Annotated in this window: 24 protein-coding genes; 22 read left to right on the forward strand and 2 right to left on the reverse strand. The window is 55.1% G+C overall.

Annotation, left to right across the window (positions count from 1 at the left end):
- Positions 1-54 precede the first annotated feature (54 nt).
- Positions 55-1,593: a YifB family Mg chelatase-like AAA ATPase gene (locus AC4ED1_RS00830; protein ID WP_490935503.1), complete on the reverse strand. Its 1,539-nt coding sequence runs from the start codon at positions 1,591-1,593 to the stop codon at positions 55-57.
- Positions 1,594-1,694: 101 nt separating this feature from the next.
- Between AC4ED1_RS00830 and AC4ED1_RS00835 the strand changes: the two genes are divergently transcribed.
- Positions 1,695-1,856 (forward strand): hypothetical protein, encoded by a 162-nt coding sequence (locus AC4ED1_RS00835; RefSeq protein WP_490935504.1) that lies wholly within the window; start codon positions 1,695-1,697, stop codon positions 1,854-1,856.
- Here the strand turns inward: AC4ED1_RS00835 and AC4ED1_RS00840 are convergent.
- A complete protein-coding gene (locus AC4ED1_RS00840; protein WP_490935505.1) occupies positions 1,843-2,253 on the reverse strand; it encodes a hypothetical protein in 411 nt (136 codons plus the stop codon). The genes AC4ED1_RS00835 and AC4ED1_RS00840 overlap by 14 nt on opposite strands.
- A gap of 429 nt (positions 2,254-2,682) precedes the next feature.
- Between AC4ED1_RS00840 and AC4ED1_RS00845 the strand changes: the two genes are divergently transcribed.
- The 21 genes from AC4ED1_RS00845 (at position 2,683) to AC4ED1_RS00945 (ending at position 23,297) form a co-directional block, all read left to right on the forward strand.
- Positions 2,683-2,841, forward strand: a complete 159-nt coding sequence (locus AC4ED1_RS00845) for a hypothetical protein (RefSeq protein ID WP_490935506.1) — start codon at positions 2,683-2,685, stop codon at positions 2,839-2,841.
- Positions 2,842-2,992: 151 nt separating this feature from the next.
- Positions 2,993-4,150, forward strand: a complete 1,158-nt coding sequence (gene sucC, locus AC4ED1_RS00850) for an ADP-forming succinate--CoA ligase subunit beta (RefSeq protein WP_490935507.1) — start codon at positions 2,993-2,995, stop codon at positions 4,148-4,150.
- A gap of 23 nt (positions 4,151-4,173) precedes the next feature.
- On the forward strand, positions 4,174-5,106 hold the full coding sequence (gene sucD / locus AC4ED1_RS00855) for a succinate--CoA ligase subunit alpha (protein WP_490935508.1): 933 nt from the start codon (positions 4,174-4,176) through the stop codon (positions 5,104-5,106).
- Between the two features lie 144 nt (positions 5,107-5,250).
- Entirely contained in the window at positions 5,251-6,345 is a 1,095-nt protein-coding gene (gene dprA / locus AC4ED1_RS00860; RefSeq protein WP_490935509.1) for a DNA-processing protein DprA, read from the forward strand.
- 221 nt (positions 6,346-6,566) lie between these two features.
- Positions 6,567-8,696, forward strand: a complete 2,130-nt coding sequence (gene topA / locus AC4ED1_RS00865) for a type I DNA topoisomerase (RefSeq protein ID WP_490935510.1) — start codon at positions 6,567-6,569, stop codon at positions 8,694-8,696.
- A gap of 44 nt (positions 8,697-8,740) precedes the next feature.
- Positions 8,741-10,057 (forward strand): FADH(2)-oxidizing methylenetetrahydrofolate--tRNA-(uracil(54)-C(5))-methyltransferase TrmFO, encoded by a 1,317-nt coding sequence (gene trmFO / locus AC4ED1_RS00870; protein WP_490935511.1) that lies wholly within the window; start codon positions 8,741-8,743, stop codon positions 10,055-10,057.
- A gap of 104 nt (positions 10,058-10,161) precedes the next feature.
- A complete protein-coding gene (gene xerC, locus AC4ED1_RS00875; protein ID WP_490935775.1) occupies positions 10,162-11,100 on the forward strand; it encodes a tyrosine recombinase XerC in 939 nt (312 codons plus the stop codon).
- 63 nt (positions 11,101-11,163) lie between these two features.
- Positions 11,164-11,706, forward strand: a complete 543-nt coding sequence (gene hslV / locus AC4ED1_RS00880) for an ATP-dependent protease subunit HslV (RefSeq protein ID WP_490935512.1) — start codon at positions 11,164-11,166, stop codon at positions 11,704-11,706.
- 13 nt (positions 11,707-11,719) lie between these two features.
- On the forward strand, positions 11,720-13,108 hold the full coding sequence (hslU, locus tag AC4ED1_RS00885) for an ATP-dependent protease ATPase subunit HslU (protein WP_490935513.1): 1,389 nt from the start codon (positions 11,720-11,722) through the stop codon (positions 13,106-13,108).
- A 263-nt stretch (positions 13,109-13,371) separates the two neighbouring features.
- On the forward strand, positions 13,372-13,785 hold the full coding sequence (gene flgB / locus AC4ED1_RS00890; protein ID WP_490935514.1) for a flagellar basal body rod protein FlgB: 414 nt from the start codon (positions 13,372-13,374) through the stop codon (positions 13,783-13,785).
- A 2-nt stretch (positions 13,786-13,787) separates the two neighbouring features.
- Complete coding sequence (flgC, locus tag AC4ED1_RS00895) at positions 13,788-14,270, forward strand: flagellar basal body rod protein FlgC (RefSeq protein WP_490935515.1); 483 nt, start codon at positions 13,788-13,790, stop codon at positions 14,268-14,270.
- 11 nt (positions 14,271-14,281) lie between these two features.
- Positions 14,282-14,575 carry a flagellar hook-basal body complex protein FliE gene (fliE, locus tag AC4ED1_RS00900; protein ID WP_490935516.1) on the forward strand — a complete coding sequence of 98 codons (294 nt, stop codon included), beginning with the start codon at positions 14,282-14,284 and terminating at the stop codon, positions 14,573-14,575.
- A 45-nt stretch (positions 14,576-14,620) separates the two neighbouring features.
- On the forward strand, positions 14,621-16,147 hold the full coding sequence (gene fliF, locus AC4ED1_RS00905) for a flagellar basal-body MS-ring/collar protein FliF (protein WP_490935517.1): 1,527 nt from the start codon (positions 14,621-14,623) through the stop codon (positions 16,145-16,147).
- Positions 16,148-16,159: 12 nt separating this feature from the next.
- Positions 16,160-17,173, forward strand: coding sequence for a flagellar motor switch protein FliG (fliG, locus tag AC4ED1_RS00910; protein WP_490935518.1), 1,014 nt, complete (start codon positions 16,160-16,162; stop codon positions 17,171-17,173).
- Complete coding sequence (locus tag AC4ED1_RS00915) at positions 17,166-17,966, forward strand: FliH/SctL family protein (protein WP_490935519.1); 801 nt, start codon at positions 17,166-17,168, stop codon at positions 17,964-17,966. Before fliG ends, AC4ED1_RS00915 begins: the two co-directional genes overlap by 8 nt.
- Positions 17,963-19,288: a flagellar protein export ATPase FliI gene (gene fliI / locus AC4ED1_RS00920; protein ID WP_490935520.1), complete on the forward strand. Its 1,326-nt coding sequence runs from the start codon at positions 17,963-17,965 to the stop codon at positions 19,286-19,288. Before AC4ED1_RS00915 ends, fliI begins: the two co-directional genes overlap by 4 nt.
- Positions 19,285-19,728, forward strand: a complete 444-nt coding sequence (locus tag AC4ED1_RS00925) for a flagellar export protein FliJ (protein ID WP_490935521.1) — start codon at positions 19,285-19,287, stop codon at positions 19,726-19,728. The genes fliI and AC4ED1_RS00925 overlap by 4 nt, the downstream gene beginning before the upstream one ends.
- Positions 19,729-19,775: 47 nt before the next feature.
- Entirely contained in the window at positions 19,776-20,981 is a 1,206-nt protein-coding gene (locus tag AC4ED1_RS00930) for a magnesium transporter MgtE N-terminal domain-containing protein (protein ID WP_490935522.1), read from the forward strand.
- A 68-nt stretch (positions 20,982-21,049) separates the two neighbouring features.
- Positions 21,050-22,477: a flagellar hook-length control protein FliK gene (locus tag AC4ED1_RS00935; RefSeq protein WP_490935523.1), complete on the forward strand. Its 1,428-nt coding sequence runs from the start codon at positions 21,050-21,052 to the stop codon at positions 22,475-22,477.
- A gap of 12 nt (positions 22,478-22,489) precedes the next feature.
- Positions 22,490-22,894: a flagellar hook capping FlgD N-terminal domain-containing protein gene (locus tag AC4ED1_RS00940; protein ID WP_490935524.1), complete on the forward strand. Its 405-nt coding sequence runs from the start codon at positions 22,490-22,492 to the stop codon at positions 22,892-22,894.
- 16 nt (positions 22,895-22,910) lie between these two features.
- Positions 22,911-23,297 carry a TIGR02530 family flagellar biosynthesis protein gene (locus AC4ED1_RS00945; RefSeq protein ID WP_490935525.1) on the forward strand — a complete coding sequence of 129 codons (387 nt, stop codon included), beginning with the start codon at positions 22,911-22,913 and terminating at the stop codon, positions 23,295-23,297.
- The last annotated feature ends 8 nt before the right edge of the window (positions 23,298-23,305 follow it).

Genomic DNA, 23,305 nt, shown 5'->3' on the forward strand with positions numbered 1-23,305 from the left:
CTTCCCAAGCTTAACCTACTATTCGTCAGGCAGGAGGGTCTGTCCTGCATTCCGCTATCCCCAATATTTCCGATCGAGGCTCCGATATTGGACCGCTTCCGCAACATGATGGCTCTGAATGGTTTCCTCGCCTTCCAGGTCTGCAATGGTCCGGGCCACTTTTAAAATGCGGTCATGGGCGCGGGCGGACAACCCCAATTTTTCAAACGCTTGTCGGAGCAGACCGGCCGCCTCTTTCGTCAAAGGGCAGTGCCGCCGTGTCTCGGCCGCCGTCATCGTTGAGTTGGCCGGGTTGCCGCGGTCCGGGAAGCGTTCCATCTGAATGGCGCGTGCCCGTTTCACGCGTTCCAGGATTTGGGCGGAAGTTTCCGGCGAGTCGGGGTGATGCATGTCGGTGAAGGGAATGCGGGGCACCTCGACATGCAGATCGATCCGGTCGAGCAGCGGACCGGAAATGCGGTTCCGATAACGGCGAACGAGCGTTGGGCTGCATGTGCATTGCGTCTCCCCGAAGGTGTCGTCTTGCCCGAAGAAGCCGCATGGACACGGATTCATCGCGGCGATCAGGAGAAAACGGGACGGGTAGGTTACCGTCGCGTTGGCCCGGGCGATGGTGACCTGGCCGTCTTCCAGCGGCTGGCGCAGAACTTCGAGGGAGGATTTGCTGAACTCGGGAAATTCGTCGAGAAACAGGACCCCGCAGTGGGCGAGGGACACTTCGCCCGGCTTTGGAATGGTTCCGCCTCCGACCAGTCCGGCGGTGGAGATGGAGTGATGCGGCGTTCGAAACGGACGCTGCAGGAGAAGGCCAGCGGTTTCTTTCAGAATCCCGGCGGCGCTGTGGATCATGGTGACTTCCAGGGATTCCCGATGCGACAAGGGGGGCAGGATGGAAGGGAGGCGGCGGGCGAGCATCGTTTTGCCGGAGCCAGGCGGTCCCGCCAACAGCAGGTTGTGGTGGCCGGATGCGGCAATCTCCAGTGCCCGTTTGACGTGGAGTTGCCCCCTCACATCCGACAGGTCTTCCATTGGGCAGGGGGATGGCGCGGCGGCGGGTGGGAGCAGCGGATAGACCGGAAGTTGACCGCTTTGCAGATAAGAAACTGCATCGGTCAACTGGCGGACGGGAACAATCCGAATCCCTTCCACGAGTTCCGCCTCCCGTGCGTTTCCGGCGGGTACAATCGCTTCGCCGAATCCGGCTTCCTTGGCGGCTGCCACCATCGGAAGCACCCCGTGCACCGCGCGTACGCATCCGTCCAACGACAATTCCCCGATCACCGCCGGTGTTTGCAACCGTTCGCGGGAAAGCGACCCGTTTGCCGCGAGGATGCCAAGAGCCAGGCACAAATCGTACCCGGGACCGTCTTTGCGCAGGTCGGCGGGGGCCAAATTGGCCGTGATTCTGCCGAGGGGGAATTCAAACCCGGAGTTTCGCAAAGCCGCCCGGACCCGTTCTTTTGCCTCCCGTACCGAAGAACTGGGCAAACCGACCAATTCGAAACAGGGCAGCCCGCTACTGACATCGACTTCCACGGTGACCCGTTCGCCGCGGATTCCTAACAGGGCGATTCCGTTTACTGAAGCATACATTATTTGGAAAACCTCCTTCCGGTTCTACCGTTTACATAAAAACGTGATTCGCGTATTCGATATACAGTGACAATCTGAATGATTTGCGGGATGATTCGTACGTGAAATGGGGATTTGAAAGGAAGGATGGCAACCGGTTGGTGGCTGCCATGAGCGAAGAAGATTTTGAGTCGTTTTTAAAAGTCCATAACCTGATTGTCTACAAAAACCGCATCAAAGATTACGAAGACGGGAAAATCTACGGCGATTTCACAGTCGATTGACGCTGGACAACCTGCGGAACATCTGAAGCCGCTGCAACAGCTCTTCATGCCAATCGCGATCGCCGATCTGTTTGGCCAAATTGAGCAAGTCCAGCGTGGTGTCGATTTGTTCCCGAACGACCCGTTGCCCGTTCAACACTCGCACGTCTTCCGGATATTGTTCCAGAATCCGGAAAATTTTCTCGTCGCCGACCGCGTCGGCCAGACTGGCGAAACGAAGGCCGTCCGTCGCGCAGTAATGGGCGAATAACTGGTAGTCCAGCTCGATTTCGGGGGCTATGAAGCTTTGCTGACAGGTCGGGCAGAAAAGAACGGGAACGTCTTGCATCAAGACCGACGCTTCGGTAAGAACGTTTTGCAGCCGTGCGACCATGGTCAATCCGCAGCAATGATCCATCTGCCTTCCCCTCTGCTTGCTTAATATTATAACAAAATTGAAGCCGTTTCTCAAAGTTCTTTCTCCGCAACGAGGTTTTTAAACCCGAACGACGCCGGCGTATCCGGATCGGCGGCTACAAACTCGATTTTGACAACCGATTTTACATTATTTGTCTTCTGGCGTTTTTTGCGAACAGGCGGTGCGTGGCTTGGCGTCCGGTATCCCGGCCGGTTCAGCTGGGCATTCGGTACCAGTGGCGCGTTACCGAAATTCGTTTTATGATTTAGGAAGGGTGGCTATGGCCCGTCATACGACGTGAGCTCCTCTGTCGTTGGAATTGTTCTAAATTGAATATACATAACATTCCCTTTTTTGAAAAGAATGCCGGGAGCCTGTCAATACTATGCGTATGCGAGAGTACATATGCGAGAGAAAGGGTGAAAAATCATGTCGGAGTACGTTCTTCGATGCAGTTTGTGCGGAGCCAGGACGGAAGCCAAAGACAGCGATGTTGAGCAAATGCATGCGGCAAAGGAGAAGCACGTCTACATCTGTCCGGCCTGTCAGGCAAAAATCAAGTACGAAAGCGAGCAGAAGTATAAATGAGGAATTTGCCGCATTTGTCGGAAAATTTGTATTCGCTTACATTTTTGTTTTTTCAGGGCCGAAATGTGTGTTATAGTATTGAATTAGAAAAAGATTGTCATATTCTATTCAAACTTTGTTTTGATTTTATTTTTTGGTAGGAGGCAGGGAGATGAATATCCACGAGTATCAAGGAAAAGCGGTGCTCAGGCAATACGGGGTGACCGTTCCGCAAGGCGAAGTCGCTTTTTCGGTTGACGAAGCGGTTCGCATCGCTGAAAAACTTGGCGGAAAAGCTGTCGTCAAAGCGCAGATCCACGCCGGTGGTCGCGGCAAAGCAGGTGGCGTAAAAGTCGCCAAGAATCTTGATGAAGTTCGTATATACGCGGAACAAATTTTGGGGATGACGCTGGTGACCCACCAGACGGGGCCCGAAGGCAAAGTCGTCAAGCGGCTTTTGATCGAAGAATTGTCGGATATCAAGAAAGAGTATTACGTGGGGGTTGTTGTCGATCGCGCAACCGGCCGCGTCGTGATGATGGCGTCCGAGGAAGGCGGTACGGAGATTGAGGAAGTCGCCGCGAAAACCCCGGAGAAGATCTTTAAGGAAGTCGTCGATCCGGCGGTTGGTTTGCAACCGTTCCAGGCCCGGAAACTGGCATTTGCCATCAACATTCCGCGGGAACTGGTCAACCAGGCGGTCAAATTCATGATGGGCTTGTACCAGGCGTTTGTCGACAAGGATTGCTCGATTGCGGAGATCAATCCGCTCGTTGTCACGGGCGACGGCAGGGTGGTGGCGCTTGACGCGAAGTTGAATTTTGATTCCAACGCGCTGTTCCGGCATAAAGACATTCTGGAACTGCGCGATCTGGACGAAGAAGACCCGAAGGAAATCGAAGCGTCCAAGTACGACCTGTCCTACATTGCGCTCGACGGCAACATCGGCTGCATGGTGAACGGCGCCGGACTTGCGATGGCGACGATGGACACGATCAAATATTATGGCGGCATGCCGGCCAACTTCCTCGATGTGGGAGGCGGCGCATCCACCGAGAAAGTGACGGCGGCGTTTAAAATCATTTTGTCCGACCCGAATGTCAAAGGGATTCTGGTCAACATCTTCGGCGGCATCATGAAATGCGACGTGATCGCCGACGGCGTGATTGCGGCTGCGAAGGAAGTCGGATTGGACAAGCCGCTCGTGGTTCGTCTGGAAGGAACCAACGTCGAGCTTGGCAAGAAGAAATTGAACGAATCTGGACTTAACATCGTGGCGGCCGACTCTCTTGCCGATGCTGCGGAGAAGATTGTTGGTCTCGTGAAATAATTCGGGGACGGAGGGAAATCGCAATGAGCATTTTGATCAATAAAGATACAAAAGTCATCACGCAGGGGATCACGGGTGCCACCGGTTTGTTCCATACCCGGCAGGCGATTGAATACGGCACGCAAATGGTCGGCGGGGTAACCCCGGGCAAAGGCGGCACGAACGTGGATATTACGCTTGACAGCGGCAAAGTCGTATCCATTCCCGTTTTCGATACGGTTGCTGAAGCGAAGGAAAAAACGGGCGCAAACGCATCCGTCATCTATGTCCCGCCGGCATTTGCGGCAGACGCGATTATGGAAGCGGTCGATGCGGACCTCGATCTTGTGATCTGTATCACCGAAGGCATTCCCGTGTTGGACATGGTAAAGGTTAAACGTTTCATGGAAGGAAAACGCACGCGTTTGATCGGTCCGAACTGCCCGGGTGTCATTACACCGGGTGAATGCAAAATCGGGATCATGCCCGGATACATCCATACGCCGGGACGGGTGGGAGTCGTATCCCGTTCGGGAACCCTCACATACGAAGCCGCTTTCCAACTGTCCAACCGCGGTATCGGTCAGTCCACCGTCGTCGGAATCGGCGGCGACCCGGTGAAGGGGACCGAATTTATCGATGTTCTCGAAATGTTCAACGACGACCCGGATACCGACGCCCTGATCATGATCGGCGAGATCGGCGGAACCGCTGAAGAGGAAGCGGCCGAATGGATCAAGGCGAACATGAAAAAACCGGTTGTCGGCTTTATCGCCGGCGTAACTGCGCCGCCCGGAAAACGGATGGGCCACGCGGGCGCCATCATCTCCGGAGGAAAAGGAACTGCGGCGGAAAAGATTGCTAAAATGAAAGAATGCGGCATCCGCGTCGCGCCGACACCTTCCGAGATGGGGTCGACTCTTGTCGAACTTTTGCAAGAGAAAGGCATGCTCGAACAAGTCATCACGAAGAAATAAACAGCACCGCGGGGGAGACTGCCAAGTCTCCCTTAAATTTTTCCCGGCAAAGCGACGAAAAGCTTTGAAACTTCTCCGAGTACTTTCCGAGTGCTTTAAGTACTTTGCCGGGACCCCAAAAATATTCGACCGAGGTGTGTGCGAGTGCGTGCCGAAAAAGAATACGTTCAATGGTTGATGAGCGTTCCGGGAATCGGAGCCGCACGCTGCAGGCAACTGCTTGAACAGTTCGGAAGCGCCCAAGCGGTTTGGGAAGCTTCCGAGACGGAATTGTTGCAAACGCCTTTCATCCCGAACAAGATTGTGCAGGAGATTCTGATTTCCAGGCAAACGTATTCGTTTGAAGAACAAGCCGCTCTGCTCAAGCGACATGAGATCCGAGCGCTCGACCCAAACGATCCCGAATATCCCCAGGCATTGCTGCAAATTTACGATCCTCCGCTCATCCTTTACGCGCAAGGCCGGTTTTCCCCCGCCGATGCGAAAGCGATCAGCGTCGTCGGCTCCCGCAACCCCACCCATTACGGAGTACTGGTGACAAAAAAGCTGTGCGCGGAACTGGCTGCGGGCGGAGTGACGATTGTGTCTGGTTTGGCAAAGGGGATCGACACAACTGCCCATGAAGCCGCCCTGCACGCCGGCGGGCGCACGATCGCCGTGTTGGCGGGCGGCATTTTGCGGGTCTATCCGCCGCAAAACCGAAGCCTTGCAAACCGCATCAGCCGGCAGGGTCTATTGATCTCCGAATTTCATCCCCTGACCGACGCTCACCCCGGCATGTTCCCGGTTCGAAACCGTATCATTTCAGGAATTTCCCGGGGAGTGCTTGTTGTGGAAGCGGCACGCAAAAGCGGCTCCCTGATCACGGCTGACCTTGCCCTCGAACAAAACCGCGATGTGTTTGCCGTACCCGGACCGATCACATCTCCGCTCAGCCAGGGAACCAACGAGCTGATTCGTCAGGGCGCCACAATGGTCACCCGTGTCGACGACATTTGGGAGGAATATCCGGAGTGGCGAACAAATCCTGACGGTCATGCGTCATTCCAACAAACTCACCTGACCGACTGTGAAAAACGGCTGCTGGAGATCATCGGTTACGGGAGTGTGCATATGGACCAACTGCTGCGAATCAGTCAATTGCCGCGCGGGGAACTCCACCGGGTCCTCCTTGAGATGGAACTGAAGGGGCTTGTCAAACAGATGCCGGGACAGATGTATATGAGATGGGATGTTTGACAATAAACATGCAGGCGGTTTAGTATAAGAAACATGACAAAAGACGGAAAAAGTTACATATACTTATTTTCACACCATACACTATCTTTCAAGCCATATACGTATTTCCAGCCGCTTCTTTCTCTCCGTCCGCATCGCGCCGCGGTCATGCGGCGGACGGGCGAGCAGGACGCACAGCCGCTGCCGGCGGGCCAGTCACACTGCGAAAGGAGGAGACCGAAATGGCCGACTATCTTGTGATTGTGGAGTCTCCCGCAAAAGCCAAAACCATCGGGAAATATCTCGGTAAAAAATATATTGTGAAAGCTTCGATGGGACATGTGCGCGATTTGCCGAAAAGCCAGTTGGGAGTCGACATTAAAGACCGTTTTTCGCCCAAATATATCACGATTCGTGGCAAGGGCGATATTTTGAAGGAGTTGCGTGAACAAAGCAAAAAAGTGAAAGCCGTCTACCTGGCGGCCGACCCCGACCGGGAGGGGGAAGCGATCGCCTGGCATCTGGCCAACATTTTGGAGATTGATCCGTCCCAGGCGTGCCGTGTCGTTTTTAACGAGATTACAAAGGATGCGATCAGGGAATCCTTCCAGCATCCGCGAAAAATCAACATGGATCTGGTCAACGCCCAGCAGGCGAGGCGAATTCTCGACCGGCTTGTCGGGTATCAGATCTCTCCCCTTTTGTGGAAAAAGGTGAAAAAGGGGCTGTCCGCCGGACGGGTGCAATCGGTTGCGGTTCGTCTGATCGTGGACCGGGAAAATGAGATCCGCAATTTTAAACCGGAAGAGTACTGGACTGTGACGGCTGTTTTTCAGCAAGAAAAGCAGAAGTTTGAAGCGAAGTTCCACGGCTACCGCAAGGGAAAGCAGCTCGAAAAGGCGGAGCTTCGCAACGAGCAGGAAGTGAAGCGGCTGTTGGAGCACCTGCGCGGCGCCGAGTATGAAATCGTTGAAGTCAAGAAAAGCGAGCGGAAACGGAATCCCGCGCCGCCGTTTATCACCAGCACGCTGCAGCAGGAAGCGGCCAGGAAACTGAATTTCCGCGCGGGGAAAACGATGTCCATCGCCCAGCAATTGTATGAAGGGATTGATGTCGGAGCGGAAGGAACGGTCGGTCTGATCACTTATATGCGAACCGACTCAACCCGCGTATCGCCCACGGCGCAGGCGGAAGCGAAAGAATTCATCCTGCGGGAATACGGCGACAGCTATTACCCGGCCAGCGTACGCCAGTATACGGCAAAAGAAGGGGCGCAGGACGCCCACGAAGCGATTCGCCCCACCTCGGTCAACCTGCATCCGGATAAGCTGAAAGACTGGTTGACCCGCGACCAGCTTCGCCTGTACCGGCTGATCTGGGAGCGCTTCGTCGCCTCGCAGATGGCTCCGGCTGTCCTTGACACGATGACCGTCGACATTCAGGCGGGCGACGCGGTGTTCCGGGCGACCGGCTCGAAGGTGAAGTTCCCCGGGTTCATGACCTTATACATTGAAGGGAACGATGAGGGGAAAGAGGAGGACGACAAGTTCCTCCCGCCGCTTGAGGAAGGGCAAAAACTGCGGGAGCCGAAGCTCGACCCGAAGCAGCATTTCACCCAGCCGCCGCCGCGCTACACGGAGGCTCGCCTGGTCAAAACGATGGAAGAACTGGGGATCGGGCGCCCCAGCACCTATGCTCCCACGTTGGAGACCATCCAAAAAAGGGGGTACGTGCTGCTGGAAGACAAGCGGTTTGTGCCGACGGAACTCGGCGAAATCGTCGTAGCGATGATGAAAGAATTCTTCCCCCAAATCATCGATGTGGAGTTTACAGCCCACCTGGAAGAGAGCTTGGATGGTGTCGAAGAGGGGCAGGTCGACTGGGTGAAGATGCTGGATGATTTTTACAGGGATTTTGAGAAAGACCTGAAAGTGGCCGAGGAGGAGATGAAGCATGTCGCCCTGCAGGACGAAGTGTCCGATGTCGCATGCGAAAAATGCGGCCGCATGATGGTTTACAAGCATGGGCGGTTCGGGAAATTTCTCGCTTGTCCGGGATTCCCGGAATGCCGGAACGCCAAGCCGATCTTGAAGGAAGTCGGGGTCGCCTGTCCGAAATGCAAGGACGGCCGGCTGGTGGAACGCCACGGCAAAAGGCGCCGCGTGTTTTACGGATGCAACAATTACCCGAAATGCGATTTTATCTTATGGGACCGCCCGGTCGGGAAAGCCTGCCCGGAATGCGGAATGCCGCTTGTCAGCAAGCGGGCCGGCAAGGGGGAAGGAAAGGAAACGTGGGTCTGCTCCAACCCGGAATGCGCCCATCAGGAAACGCCTTCTCCCGCGGTTAAAAGGGAAGCGGGCGAAGCTTGACCTGGCGGATGCTTCACCTGGAGGTACGGGAGGATTGGATTTGCATGGCAGACTCTGTCACAGTGGTCGGAGCGGGTTTGGCGGGTTCGGAAGCGGCCTGGCAGATCGCGCGACAAGGCGTGAAGGTGCGCTTGTTTGAGATGCGCCCAAAAGTCAGGACCGCCGCTCATATCTCCGGAAATTTTGCGGAACTGGTTTGTTCGAATTCCCTGCGGGGAGCCAGTCTTGCCAATGCGGTCGGCCTGTTAAAGGAAGAGATGAGAAGACTGGATTCGGTCATTTTGGCGGCTGCGGACAAGACGGCGGTTCCGGCGGGGGGAGCGCTGGCCGTCGACCGGGAATCGTTTTCCCGCGAGGTTACCGAGCGGTTGACCAGCCATCCTTTGATTGAGGTGGTGCGGGAAGAGATTCCGGAAGTGCCGGAAGACGGAATTGTGGTGGTGGCGACGGGGCCGTTGACTTCACTGCCGCTGTCCCGGTCCATCGGGCGGTTGACCGGGGAAGATTATCTGTATTTTTATGACGCGGCGGCACCGATTGTGCATAAAGACTCGATCGATTTTGAGAAAGTTTACCTCGCCTCCCGGTATGACAAAGGGGAAGCGGCTTACATCAATTGCCCGATGACGGAGGAAGAATTCGACCGCTTTTATGAAGCGTTGATCGGGGCGGAGACGGCTCCGCTGAAAGAGTTTGAAAGAGAGATCTATTTCGAAGGGTGCATGCCGATCGAGGTCATGGCCAGACGCGGGCGGCAGACGATGCTGTTCGGCCCGCTGAAACCGGTCGGGCTGCCTGACCCGAGGACCGGAAAAATTCCGTTTGCTGTTGTGCAATTGCGCCAGGATAACGCGGCCGCCACGTTATACAACATTGTCGGTTTTCAAACCCACCTGAAATGGGGAGAGCAGACCCGCGTGTTTCGGATGATACCGGGCCTTGAAAACGCCGAATTTGCAAGATTTGGCGTGATGCACCGCAACACGTATATCAACTCGCCGAAAGTTTTGCGGCAAACGTATCAATTCAAGAAGCGGGACACGCTGTTTTTCGCCGGCCAGATCACCGGAGTGGAAGGCTACGTGGAATCGGCCGCCTCCGGTTTGATTGCGGGCATCAACGCCGGCCGGCTGGCGCAGGGGCTGCAGCCGCTGGTGTTTCCGCGGGAAACGGCGATCGGATCGCTTGCCTATTATATCACGCACGCCGCACCGGACAATTTTCAGCCGATGAACGCGACATTCGGACTGCTGCCGCCGCTTGCCGGGAACATTCGGGACAAGCGTTTGAAAAACGAAAGGATCTCCGAGCGGGCGCTGGCCGTTCTGTCCGGTTTCATCGCCGGGATGTCCGGCAGGTGAAGTGGGGAGCGACCCCGGAGCGGCGATGGAAAGCCGCATCCTGAAAGTGACGGGAAGCAATGCCCTTTCTTGCCCCGCTTTGCCGGCTGTGCTACGATTGGGATATGGACGGGGAAAGCGGTTTGGAAGGTGAGTTTGTGAACAACCAACAAGCGGTCGATCTTTTTCTCGAATATCTGCGCGTCGAAAAGAACGCTTCGCCGCATACGATCGATTCGTACCAAAGCGATCTCGAACAATTTTGCGGTTTTTTGGCGGAAGAAGGGATTGAAACGTTCGGAGACGTGACGCATGTCACGATTCGGACGTTTTTGTCGCGTTTGTATAGGGCGAAAGCGGCCCGCAAAACTTTGGCGCGAAAGGTGTCCTGCCTGCGGTCTTTGTACGAGTTCCTCGTGCGGGAAGAAATTGTCGAAACCAATCCGGCAAAGTCCGTTTCCACACCGAAGCTGGAAAAGCGGGCGCCGAAATTTCTTTACATTGAAGAAGCGAAAAAGCTGGTGGAAGCGCCGCCGCTTGACGGTCCGCTCGGAATGCGGGACCGGGCGATTCTGGAGACGTTGTATGCGACCGGCATTCGCGTCAGTGAATGTGTGGGAATGACGCTCCAGGATGTCGATTTGGAAATGGGAATGGCACGTGTGTTCGGAAAGGGAGCGAAGGAGCGGATCGTTCTTCTCGGCCGGAAGGCGTGCGAAGCAATTCGGTTGTACCTCGAGCGAGGCAGGCCGCTGTTGCTGCAGCCAAAGGGAACGAGTCCCGGGCAGGAAACCCTTTTTTTGAATTACCGGGGCGAACCCTTATCGGTCAGATCGGTCAGACGAATCGTGGACAAATACATCAAACAGGTGGCCGGGCAACTCTCCGTATCCCCGCACAATTTGCGGCACACCTTTGCCACGCACATGCTGGATGAGGGAGCCGATCTGCGCGTCGTGCAGGAATTGCTGGGGCATGTGAGCCTGTCTAGCACACAAATTTATACGCACACGACTAAAGAGAAACTGTTGCGCGTATATATGAATGCACACCCAAGAGCATAGAGTGTCCCATCAAAGTGAAGCGGGCCGGTTGAAGAAGCGGGTGTGAGACAAGGAGGAGCCAGTATGAACAACGGTTTTCATGGGACGACGATATTCGCCGTCCGGCACAACGGAAAATCGGCCATGGCCGGGGACGGACAAGTTACGTTTGGCAACAGCATGGTCATGAAAAACAAAGCGAAGAAAGTCCGCCGGCTGTACCGGGGAGAAGTGGTGGCCGGTTTTGCCGGTTCGGTTGCGGACGCATTCACGCTTTACGAAAAATTTGAAGCGAAGCTCGAGGAATATCATGGCAATCTGCAGCGGGCGGCCGTTGAACTGGCGAAGGAATGGCGTTCCGACAAAATCCTTCACAAATTGGAAGCGATGCTGGTCGTCATGAACAAAGATCATCTGCTTTTGATCTCGGGCAACGGGGAAGTGATCGAACCGGACGACGGCATTTTGGCGATTGGATCGGGCGGGTCGTTCGCGTTGGCGGCCGGCCGCGCCCTGGTGCGGCATTCCGCTTTGTCGGCGAGGGAAATCGCGAACGAAGCGTTGAAAATCGCGGCGGAGATCTGCGTGTATACCAACTCCAACATCATCGTGGAAGAGATCGAGTAAAGGGGGCGGCGGAATGAAGGGGAATCTGACTCCGAAACAGATCGTGGCTGAATTGGACAAATATATCGTCGGTCAAAAGCAGGCGAAAAAAATGGTGGCAGTCGCACTGCGGAACCGGTACCGTCGCAGTCTTCTGCCGGAAGAGCTGCGTGACGAAGTGACGCCGAAAAACATTTTGCTGATCGGTCCCACCGGTGTCGGGAAGACTGAGATCGCCAGGCGGCTCGCCAAATTGGTGGGGGCTCCGTTTGTGAAAGTGGAGGCCACCAAGTTTACCGAAGTCGGGTATGTGGGGCGCGATGTGGAAGCGATGGTGCGGGATCTGGTGGAGACGGCGATCCGCATGGTGAAAGAGGAAAAAATGGCTCACGTCGAAGACCGCGCCCGTCAGTTGGCGGAAGAACGGCTGGTGCACATACTGGTGCCCGATCCGGCCAGGGAAAAACAGTTTAAAAATCCCTTTGAACTGCTGTTTCAGGGTTCTGCCCAACAGCAGCAGGAACCGTCGGCCGAACCGGAATATATCCGGATGCGCCGCAAGGACATCCGGGCTGCGCTTGCACGCGGAGATCTGGAAGAGACGATCGTCGAGATCGACGTGGAGGATTCCGCGCCGATCATGTTTGATCTGTTCGGCGGCGGAGGCAACAACGAGATTGGCATGAACATGCAGGAGATGCTCGGAAATCTTATGCCCAAGCGCCGGAAAAAGCGTAAGCTTCCCATCAAGGATGCCAGAAAGATTTTGATTCAGGAAGAGGCGCAAAAGCTGATCGACATGGACGAGGTCACGCAAGAAGCGGTGAGCCGCGCCGAGCAATCCGGGATTATTTTTATCGATGAGATCGACAAGATTGCCGGAAAAGACCACCGTGGACCCGATGTGTCCCGGGAAGGCGTGCAGCGGGACATTCTGCCGATTGTGGAAGGTTCGACGGTAATGACCAAATACGGTCCGGTCAAAACGGATCACATTTTGTTTATCGGGGCGGGGGCGTTCCATATCTCGAAACCGTCCGATCTGATCCCGGAATTGCAGGGGCGGTTTCCGATTCGGGTCGAACTGCAAAGCTTGACGGCGGAGGATTTTCGCCAGATTCTGACGGAGCCCCAGAACGCGTTGACCAAACAGTACACCGCCTTGCTGAAAACGGAAGGGATTGAGGTTGAGTTCACGAATGAGGCGATCCAAAAAATCGCCGAACTTGCCACCGTCGTCAACCAGCAAACGGAAAACATCGGCGCCCGCCGTCTGCACACTTTGTTGGAAAAACTTTTGGAAGACCTGTCCTTCGAAGCCGCCGACATCGGTCCGCAAAAAATTGTGATCACCCCGGCTTATGTGGAAGAAAAATTGGCGGATATCGTAAAAAACCGCGACATGAGCCAGTATATTTTGTAAAATATGTAAAGCTTGGCAACAGACACCCTGATGTTGTTTGAAGGGTGTTTTTTTATTTTTGTTTTTCGAAGATTGGGCAGGAATTATGACGATAGACCTATATTAAAATAACAATAAACAAATTATAGTTGTATTTGTATAGTGGTGTTTGGCGGTTCAATCATTTATGTTTTTATCGATTGTTGGCGAAGCTTGCAGGATTCTGCTTGATCCTGACGAAGTAGAAATATTAAGGACAAAATCCTCGTTGGAGGGAGATTTCGGTGAGTTTTTTTGATACGAAATCGATGCAGATTTACGAGCGGGCGCTAGATGCGGCAAGTCTGCGGCAAAAAGTGTTGGCCAATAATATCGCCAATCTGGATACCCCGAATTTCAAACGCAGTGACATTTCCTTTGAGTCCGCTTTGCAAGCGTACCTCAACGACAATTCCGGTTCCATTCCCGGGACGACGACACATCCGCGTCATATTCCGATCGGGACGCAACCCTTTAACCGGATTCAGCCGCAAATTATCGTCGAGGAATCGACAGCCGTCAACAACAACGGGAACAACGTCGACATCGATTCCGAAATGACCCAGCTTGCGGTCAATCAACTCAAATACAACGCATTGGTTCAACAATTAAACGGACACATCGCCAAACTTCGCGCGGCGATTCAAGGAGGCCGTTAAACATGGGGTTGTTTGACGGGATTAACATAAGCGCTACGGGGCTTACCGCTCAACGGCTAAGGATGGATGTGATCGCCAACAACATCGCCAACGCGCAGTCCACCCGTTCGCAGGTGCAGGATCCGGATCGTCCGGGGGTCTATCTCCCCTATCAGCGGCAGCGGGTGATTTTTAAGCCGATTCAACGGGAAGGAACGTTTGCTTCCGTGTTTCGGCAGCAACTGGAGGCGCCCGGGGAAGGGGTGCAGGTTTCCGCAGTTGAAAAAGACGAGGAAACGCCGTTCAAACTGGTCTACGATCCCAAACACCCTGATGCGATTAAGGATCCGGCGGACCCGATGTACGGCTATGTGAGAATGCCGAATGTGGACATTACGACGGAAATGGTGGATATGATATCCGCATCGCGAGCGTACGAAGCCAACGTAACAGCCGTCAACGCCGCGAAAGGAATCGCGTTGAAGGCGCTTGAGATCGGAAAATAGGAGGATAAACGATGATTGATCGCGTATCGAATCTGTCGCCCGTTTCCGCTTCCGAAACGGTGTCTCCGAAAGCGCCGTCTGCCGGCCCCTCCTTTTCTGCGATGCTGGAAGAGGCGCTGAACAAGGTGGCCGACATGGAAATTGAGTCGGCAAAAATGGGCCAGCAATTGGCGGCGGGGGCCGGGGCGGATCTCCATACGGTGATGATTGCCGGCGAAAAAGCGTCGCTTGCCATTCAGTTAACGGTACAGGTGCGGAACAAAGCGATTGAGGCATACCAGGAAATTATGCGGATGCAAATGTGATCGTGGCAGCGGACGTGCCTAAACAGCGGGTTATGAGGTGACAGTGTGAACCAACGGATTCGTGAAATTGTGGAACGCATATCTGGATTCTGGAAACAGTTGCAGCCTCACCAGCGGCGGAATCTTTTGATTGCTGGCGGCGTATTTATCGTCACCGTTGCGCTTCTCAGTTGGTTCGCGTTTCGCCCTAACTATGTAGCGGTTTATTCGAATCTTGAAGCGGGCGCGGCGGGTGAAATCGTCGCTAAGTTAGACGAGATGAAGATACCGAACAAAATCCAGGGAACAACCGTGTTGGTGCCGGAAGAATACGCCGACAGAGCTCGTGTGCAACTGGCGATGAACAACCTCCCGAAGTCGGGCAACATTGATTTCGGGATCTTTAATGATAGAAGCATCGGTGGCATGACGGAAAAGGAATTCGATGTCAAATACCTGACCGCCTTGCAGGGAAGCATCGCCAACACGATCCGTTCAATTAAGGGAATAGAGGATGCAAGGGTGCATATTGTCATGCCGGAACAGAGATTGTTCGTTCGGGATAACCTGCAGGACGCCAAGGCATCCGTGTTTGTAAAAATGGCTCCGGGCGCCAAGCTGGAACAAGAGCAGGTAATTGGCATCCAACGGCTGGTCGCCGGTTCGGTCAAGGGTTTGAAGCCGGAAAACATTGCGATTGTTGACCAAAACGGCATGCAGCTTTTGGATGACGGCCAGGTTGCCGGAAGCAAAGGGCTTGGGCCGGCAGCGGCGAAAGAACTTGAGGTCCGCAAGCTGATTCAGCAGGACTACGAGAAAAAGATCCGCGGCGCTCTCGAGAAAATGTACGGATACGGCAATGTGGAAGTGATCGTAAACCCGGAGGTTTCCTTTGATCAGGTGCAGCGGACGGATGAACAGTATTCGCCACCGATTCAGGGCAGCGACCAGGGAATGGTCCGTTCCGAACAAAAGACGAGCGAAACGTTCGAGAACGCGGCGTCAATCGGTGGTGTGGCGGGAAATGGCACAAACAATGTGAACGCCCAGACCAAAACCGCCTCCGGTACGACCAGCAACGGCGAAAAACGTTCCCAGACCACCAATTACGAACTCAATAAAGCGATCATCCAGACGGTCGGGCAGGCTTTCAAAATCAACAAAGTATCGGTTTCCGTTCTGGTCAACGGGCAAGTCAGCGCTCAACAGAAACAGGATATTCAAAATCTGGTCGCAACGGCGATCGGTTACAAAAATGACGGACAAAACAACGCTGATATAACGGTTATGGGAAGCACATTCCAAACGCCGCCCAACCCCTTTGAAAAAGCCGCGTGGTATGAAAATCCCTGGGTTATCGGAGGGATTGCGGCGGGGCTCCTGCTGCTCGGCGGCGGAGCGTATGCAATCGCACGCAGACGCAAAGGCGAAGAAGAACAGGAAGAAGAGATCAAACCGGTTCCGGTTGTCACCCTGACGCCGATTCCGGAAGAAACATCCCAGAGCCAGATCAAAAAACAGCTTGAGAAGATGATCAACCAGAAACCGGAAGAGTTTGCAAATTTGCTGCGAACCTGGCTTGCAGAAGATTAGGAGTGACCTGACGTGGCGCGTACGCATCAGAAGTTGTCCGGTCGCCAGAAAGCGGCTGTTTTGCTCATCGCGTTGGGGCCGGAAATTTCGGCGAAGGTTTTCAAACACCTGCGCGATGACGAGATTGAACAGTTAACGCTTGAGATCGCCAACGTCCGAAAAATCGATTATGCGCAAAGAGAAGAAGTGCTGGAGGAATTTCACCAGATCTGTGTGGCGCAGGAATACATTTCCACCGGCGGTATCGAATACGCCAAGGAAGTGTTGGAAAAGGCGTTGGGAAGCCAAAAGGCGATCGATATTATCAACCGGCTGACCGCCTCTTTGCAGGTAAGGCCGTTTGAGTTCGCACGCAAGGCCGACCCCAACCAGATCCTCAACTTTATTCAGAACGAGCATCCGCAGACCATTGCCCTTGTTTTGTCCTATCTGGAGCCGGCTCAGGCGGGGATGATTCTGTCCTCCTTGCCCCAGGAGTCACGGGCTGACATAGCCCGCCGCATCGCGTTGATGGACAGAACGTCGCCGGAAGTTGTCAGCGAAGTGGAGCGGGTCCTCGAGTCGAAACTTTCGCAGATGACCGTCCATGATTTCTCGGCGGGCGGCGGCATTGACGCGATTGTCCAGGTGTTGAACGGCGTCGACCGCTCCACCGAGAAGACGATCCTGGAAGCCTTGGAACTGCAGGATCCGGAGTTGGCCGACGAAATCAAGAAACGGATGTTTGTGTTCGAAGATATTGTTCTGCTCGACAACCGTTCGATTCAGAGAGTCATCCGCGACGTGGAAACTTCCGATTTGCAGTTGGCGCTCAAGGTGGCCAGCGAAGAAGTGCAGGAGCTCATTTTCAGAAACATGTCGAAACGAATGGCCGAGACCTTCAAGCAGGATATGGAATATATGGGACCCGTCCGGCTGCGTGACGTGGAGGAAGCGCAACAGCGGATCGTCGGCGTGATCAGAAGGTTGGAAGAAAGCGGAGAAATCGTGATCGCACGTGGAGGAGGCGACGACATCGTTGTCTAAGATCATAAAGTCCCCTTTTGCGACGGTTGCCGGGCGACGAACCTTACACACGGTGCCGGTTGTAACGTATGCGGCTCCGCTCCAAGGTGCCGGCAATCCGGGTGGTGATGCAAACGGCGAGCAGCAAAACGCGGCAGTCCCTCCCGGCGAAATCCTTGAACGAGCCAGGGAAGAAGCGGAGCGGATGTTGGCGGAAGCCCGTCGGGAAGCGGAAGCTTTGCTGGAAGATGCGGCAAGGCAGGCGGCTGCGATGGTTGCGGAGGCGGAAGGGCGGGTTGCACAAGTGACGGAAGAGGCCCGCCATCACGGTTACCGAATCGGCTTTGAAGAGGGGGAAGCGGCAGGTCGGGATCTGTACCGGCAAATGATTGATCAGGCTCTTGCGACGATTCGCCAACTCGAGGTGGAGAGAAAAACCTATCTCCTGCAGTCCGAACAGCAGCTGCTCGAACTCTCCTGCGCGATTGCGCGGCGGATTATCGGTCAGGAACTGGCAGTCGATTCCGCTTGGATTGCAAATACCGTCAAAAACGCACTGGCTGAATTGGTGGACCGATCGCGGGTCGAAATCTATGCCAATCCAGAAGACGTTCCGGCACTGCTGAATTTGAAAGACGAATTGGCTGCCCAATATGCGGTAAAACTCGAACTTCAATTTGTGGCGGACTCCACCATCGAAAAAGGCGGCTGTGTCCTGCGGACTCCGCAAGGAGCGGTCGACGCCCGGATCGAGACGCAGTTGAACGAGGTGAAACAGGCGTTGTTGGAAACGGCGGCAACCCTGCTGCAATGAGACCCTTTCCATTGGATACCTATCTGGATGTCGTCCATCGGACCGGCCGGTTTGTCCATCTCGGCCGGGTGACGCAGGTCATCGGGTTGACCCTCGAATCCCATGGACCGGCTGCAAAAGTCGGGGATATCTGCTGGATTTATCCCGTCAACCGCAAATCGCCCTGCATGGCGGAAGTGGTCGGGTTTCGCGAAGACAGGGTTCTTTTAATGCCCCTTGACGACGTTGGGGCGATCGCGCCCGGCAGTGAAGTGCGCGGCACCGGGAAAGCCCTGCAGGTTTCTGTCGGCAAACCGCTGCTCGGCAGAATTCTCAACGGCGTGGGACAACCGCTGGACGATTTGGGCCCCCTGCCGCCGATGGAAGAAAAGCCAACCGACAACCAGCCGCCCAATCCCTTGGTTCGTCCCACGATCCGTTCGCCGTTAAGCGTCGGCGTCAAATGCATCGACAGCCTGCTCAGCGTTGGCAGGGGACAGCGGATCGGCGTTTTTGCGGGAAGCGGAGTCGGAAAAAGCACCCTGCTCGGCATGATCGCCCGCAACACGTCGGCGGACGTGAACGTTATCGCCTTGATCGGCGAGCGCGGCAGGGAAGTCCGCGAATTTATCGAAAAGGATCTTGGAGAGGCGGGATTGGCGCGGTCGGTTCTCGTGGTCGCCACTTCCGATCAGCCGGCTCTGGTTCGCATCAAAGGGGCGTTTGTCGCCACGACGATCGCCGAATATTTTCGCGACCAAGGGTTGCATGTCAACTTGATGATGGATTCGGTGACCCGTTTTGCGATGGCGCAAAGGGAAGTGGGCTTGGCGGTCGGTGAACCGCCGGCGACAAAGGGATACACCCCGTCCGTGTTTGCGGTGCTGCCAAAACTTCTGGAGCGTGCCGGAACGGGACCTGTGGGAACGATTACCGGTTTTTACACGGTACTCGTTGACGGAGACGATTTGAACGATCCTATAGCGGATGCCGTTCGCGGCATTCTGGACGGACATATCGTGTTGTCCCGCCAATTGGCCAACAAAGGCCATTTTCCCGCGATTGACGTATTGGCCAGCGTCAGCCGGGTGATGAACGACTTGGCAGCGCCTGACCATTTGAAAGCGGCCGCCGTTTTTAAGAAATTGACGGCGGCATACAGGGAAGCGGAGGACCTGATCCACATCGGAGCCTATCAGGCGGGCTCCAACCGTGTGATCGATCTGGCGATCCAATACCACGATCTGATGAACCGGTTTGTCATGCAGGCGGTTCACGAAAAATCGGATTATGAATCCACCGTTTCCGAATTGGTACAGGTGTTTGGAGGAATTGAGGTATGAGCCTTCCCTTGCGTTCGATAAAAAAGATTTGTTCCATTAAGGAAACCTTGGCGAAACAGGCGGAATGGTCGTTTGTCGACGCGGTGCAGAAACGGCAGGCTGCCGAGTCGACTTTGCTCCACATGCAAAGGGAGTTTGAACTGTCGCTAGCGGATCTCCAGCACAGGCAGTCGTCCGGTTTGTCCGTGGCGGAGCTGCGCAGTTGGACGGAGTGGCATGAAAACCAACGGCAGCGGATTCAAGAGCAACTAACCGCTTGTCACCAATTGTCGAAAGCGGTGACGGCTTGTCAAGAAGCATTGGTGAAGCGCCAACAGGACGAGGAAACCTGGAAACGCCTGCAGCAGAAACGGTTGGAGATCCTCAACCGGGAAATGTCGAAACGGGAACAAGCGGAACTGGACGAGTTGGGATTGCGGAACAGGCGGCACAAAAGCTGAAGCTGCGGTTGCCTACCGATCCCGACTCCGGGAAGGAGCGGGTGAAGATGGAAGAAAGAACATACGGCAGAATGGAGTGGTTGTTTTATATCATTATCCTTCCACTTCTGTTCACCAGTTTGATTGTGGGGCTTGTCCTGCAATTCATGGGTTACGACGTATCCGGCAAACTGCTGTCCATCGCACGCCACACCCCGGGTCTCAGTTCGATCGTGCCGCCCGACGAGGCAACCAAGCAAGAACGCTCGGAGATCAGCAGACTGCAGGCGCAATTGGACGAGGTGACGAAAGCCCTGGGAACAACCCGGGAAAAGAATGAAACGCTGCAACAGGATCTGGATGCCAAAGACAGCGAACTCATGAAACTGCTGCAGAAAATGGACGCCGAAAAAAAGCAGGCGGAAGACCGCCAGGCAGCCGTCGAACTGCTGAAAACCAAGGCGAAAATTTACAGCGAAATGTCGCCGAAAAACGCGGCCGCCATCATTTCCAAACTCCCTTCGCAAGAAGCGAGGGAAGTTCTTGGCGCGATGAAGTCGGACATCAAGGCGAACATCCTTGAGAAAATGGATCCGAAAATCGTGGCTGCGCTGGAATCCGGCGGGGGTACGCCAAACGGGGAGGCGAGTCCGTTTTCAACCGAGAAAGCGAAGGTGTACGGTTCGATGTCTCCCGCGAAAGCGGCCGCCATCCTGGCGCAGATTCCGGTTGGGGAAGCAAGGGCGATCTTGGCGGGGATGAACGCGGAAACGCGGGCCTCGATCCTTGAAAAAATGGACCCTAAAATTGCGGCGCAGTTGGAATCCGATCAGGTAAAAGATCAGACGAAAGCGGTCGCCGATGCGTCGAAGCCGGGTCAACCGCAGCAGCCGCAAAAGCCGCAGACGTTGTACAGCCAAATGGCGCCGGACAAAGCGGCCGCAATCCTCGCGGAGCTGCCGTTTAGCGAGGCTAAAATCCATCTGGACGCGATGAGCCTGGACCAGAAAGCGCAGATTTTGGCGAAAATGGACCCGAAACTGGCGGCGCGTTTCGAAACGATGGAGGATTATACCGGTCGGATGTCGGATAGTTATTGGAGAGACAAAGCAACATTTTACGCAAGCATGGAGGCGGATAAGGCGGCCAAGATCATCAAGGAACTTCCGCTTGCGCAGGCAAGAGCGATTATTCAGAGGATGGATTCGTGGAGCCGGATCGATATTATGAAAGAACTGGATCCGCAGACTGCGGCGAAATTGCTTGAGCGCTAATTGATCCAATTTGCGGCTTTGCACCATAGGCACATACCACGCTTTGACTTGGAAAGGAGGTGAGAAGGATGAACATGACGGGAAATTTGCTTTTGCAGGTGACGGGAGGCCAGACACAAACTGCAAGTTCCGCTCAGTCCCCGAATGCGCCGGCTGTGCCGGGAGCGTTTCAGACTTTGTTGGCGAAGCAATTCACGCAAACGCAAAATGCGGACGGCGATTGGAGCGAGTTGTTGCGTCTGCTTTCCGGCTTGAACGCGGAGCAGTTGGCGGAATTGCTGGCTTTTCTGGGGTTTTCACCCAATCAAACCGGCGTCCAGGCGAATTCGTTGGACATCCCGGATTCCGCAGCGCTTGTTCCGGATTCTGCCGTTCAAACCGTAGGGGCGACGACAGGACAAGCAGGGATGGCTGGACTGCCGGTGGCGGTGGGGACTTATGTCCTCCAAAATAATAAAAGCGCCAAGGTGTCCGAAAGCGCGGAACAAGCGGGAACCGCTCTCGTTTCTTTGTTGAAGCGAGCGGACGTTTCGTTGGCTGACGCCTTGAAGAGCATCAAAGATTCGATGGGCAAAGAAGGACTGAGCCTCAAAGAGGCGCTCGAGAATTTGATTCAATCGGTTCAACGTTCGATCGCATCCAAGGAGGCGCCGCAGCTTCCCGCATGGTCCGGGGGGCAACTCCTTGCTTCCGTTGTGAAGACGGAACGACGGGTGGAGGATCTGCTGGCGCGGCAAGCGACGCAGATTCGTCCGGAACTGCAAAATTTGCAGGTTGCAGCCGCTCAACCGGACAAGCAGGGTCAGTCAAACTCCGGGAAGGAGTTGGCAGCGGAAACGGCTGCATGGCAATTCAAGACCGCTGCCGCACCGTTGCCGACAAGTGTTGCCGAAAACTTGGCATCCGCCCGGACGGCAAACGAGCAGATGCCATCTGTTCAAATCGGTCTTTTGAACCCGGCATCCGCATCACAGGCTGGTCATTCGGTTGATTTCGACCTGCCCGCCCGCCCTGCGCACGCGAGCGTTTCGGTGGAACAGTTTAAAGCCGATTTTCCCTCGATCGTGGTCAAGCAGGCCACGTTGATCGAACGCGGCGGCACGAATGAAATGCGAATCACGTTGCTGCCCGAAGGGCTCGGTGAAGTGCATGTGCGGATCGTAGGCGAAAACGGCCGGCTTGCATTGCAACTGGCTGCAGACACGCAATATGCCCGGCATCTGCTGGACGCAGGACTCGGTGCGTTGAAGCAGCAGCTTGAATCGCAAGGACTGCAAGTCAACCGGGTGGAAGTGGTTTCGTCCGCTTCGCCCAATTCCTTAAGCGGCGGCCAGGGAATGTTTGACGGTCAAAAACAGCAGCCGCAGCGGGACGGGCAAGCGCAAACCTCGCGTAAAGCCCGGTATGCCGATGCGGTATTCAAGCTGGATGAACCTGTTCCGTATCAAACCGGGGGCGCGGGGATCGGAAACGGTCAAATTGATGTTGTGGCGTAGGAGGTGATCGCGATGAGCGTAAATGCGGCAAGCGGCATTGGCAGCGGCGCTGCGACCGTACAGAGCACAGGGCCGAAGCAACTGGGAAAAGACGATTTTCTCAAATTGCTGTTGAAACAGTTGCAGTATCAAGATCCGCTGGCTCCGATGCAAGACCAGCAGTTCATTGCGCAGATGGCCCAGTTCAGCGCCTTGGAGCAGATGGCCAATGTGGCGACAAATCTGGACAAACTGCAAAAAGTGTACAGGCTCGGCGTGGTAACCGATCTGTTAGGCGCTACGGTGACCTATAGGGATGCAAAAGGAAACGAAGTTCAGGGCACGGTTGTCGGGTCCGAAATGAAAGATGGAGTGATGCAGGTAAAAGTCGATTCCGCACTGGTCGCGCTCGAGGATATAGTGAAAGTCACAAAGTAAAAAGCGAGGTGGCGGGATGAACCGAGAGTGGTTGTTGGGGATTCGCGGTCCGCTGCCGGTGGCGGGGACACCTGGGAAAGCGGCCACACGACAGCCCGCGGTGAAGCCTGGGGAGTTTCGGGCACAACTTGAAAAACAGCTCAAGAAGACGAATGTGATTGTTTCCAATCACGCGAAACAGCGGCTGGAAAAACGGGACATCCGCCTGAACGACGCGGACCTGGGCCGGATTGGCGAGGCGATCGACCGGGTGGCAGCCAAAGGCGGACGGGAATCGCTGATCATGTATAAAGGCACCGCTTTTGTCGTCAATGTTCCCAACCGCACCATCATTACGGCGGTGGACCAGCGGTCCATGCGGGACAACGTGTTTACCAACATTGACAGTGCCATGATTTTATAGGACCGGCC

The organism is Effusibacillus sp. SKA8 (assembly GCF_058273125.1).

What these genes read in the sequence shown, in the direction of transcription:
- AC4ED1_RS00830 (WP_490935503.1), bottom strand. Translation starts at nt 1,593, where the DNA reads ATGTATGCTTCAGTAAACGGAATCGCCCTGTTAGGAATCCGCGGCGAA.
- AC4ED1_RS00840 (WP_490935505.1), bottom strand. Translation starts at nt 2,253, where the DNA reads ATGGATCATTGCTGCGGATTGACCATGGTCGCACGGCTGCAAAACGTT.
- AC4ED1_RS00845 (WP_490935506.1), top strand. Translation starts at nt 2,683, where the DNA reads ATGTCGGAGTACGTTCTTCGATGCAGTTTGTGCGGAGCCAGGACGGAA.
- sucC (WP_490935507.1), top strand. Translation starts at nt 2,993, where the DNA reads ATGAATATCCACGAGTATCAAGGAAAAGCGGTGCTCAGGCAATACGGG.
- sucD (WP_490935508.1), top strand. Translation starts at nt 4,174, where the DNA reads ATGAGCATTTTGATCAATAAAGATACAAAAGTCATCACGCAGGGGATC.
- topA (WP_490935510.1), top strand. Translation starts at nt 6,567, where the DNA reads ATGGCCGACTATCTTGTGATTGTGGAGTCTCCCGCAAAAGCCAAAACC.
- trmFO (WP_490935511.1), top strand. Translation starts at nt 8,741, where the DNA reads ATGGCAGACTCTGTCACAGTGGTCGGAGCGGGTTTGGCGGGTTCGGAA.
- xerC (WP_490935775.1), top strand. Translation starts at nt 10,162, where the DNA reads ATGGACGGGGAAAGCGGTTTGGAAGGTGAGTTTGTGAACAACCAACAA.
- hslV (WP_490935512.1), top strand. Translation starts at nt 11,164, where the DNA reads ATGAACAACGGTTTTCATGGGACGACGATATTCGCCGTCCGGCACAAC.
- hslU (WP_490935513.1), top strand. Translation starts at nt 11,720, where the DNA reads ATGAAGGGGAATCTGACTCCGAAACAGATCGTGGCTGAATTGGACAAA.
- flgC (WP_490935515.1), top strand. Translation starts at nt 13,788, where the DNA reads ATGGGGTTGTTTGACGGGATTAACATAAGCGCTACGGGGCTTACCGCT.
- fliE (WP_490935516.1), top strand. Translation starts at nt 14,282, where the DNA reads ATGATTGATCGCGTATCGAATCTGTCGCCCGTTTCCGCTTCCGAAACG.
- fliI (WP_490935520.1), top strand. Translation starts at nt 17,963, where the DNA reads ATGAGACCCTTTCCATTGGATACCTATCTGGATGTCGTCCATCGGACC.
- AC4ED1_RS00925 (WP_490935521.1), top strand. Translation starts at nt 19,285, where the DNA reads ATGAGCCTTCCCTTGCGTTCGATAAAAAAGATTTGTTCCATTAAGGAA.
- AC4ED1_RS00930 (WP_490935522.1), top strand. Translation starts at nt 19,776, where the DNA reads ATGGAAGAAAGAACATACGGCAGAATGGAGTGGTTGTTTTATATCATT.
- AC4ED1_RS00935 (WP_490935523.1), top strand. Translation starts at nt 21,050, where the DNA reads ATGAACATGACGGGAAATTTGCTTTTGCAGGTGACGGGAGGCCAGACA.
- AC4ED1_RS00940 (WP_490935524.1), top strand. Translation starts at nt 22,490, where the DNA reads ATGAGCGTAAATGCGGCAAGCGGCATTGGCAGCGGCGCTGCGACCGTA.
- AC4ED1_RS00945 (WP_490935525.1), top strand. Translation starts at nt 22,911, where the DNA reads ATGAACCGAGAGTGGTTGTTGGGGATTCGCGGTCCGCTGCCGGTGGCG.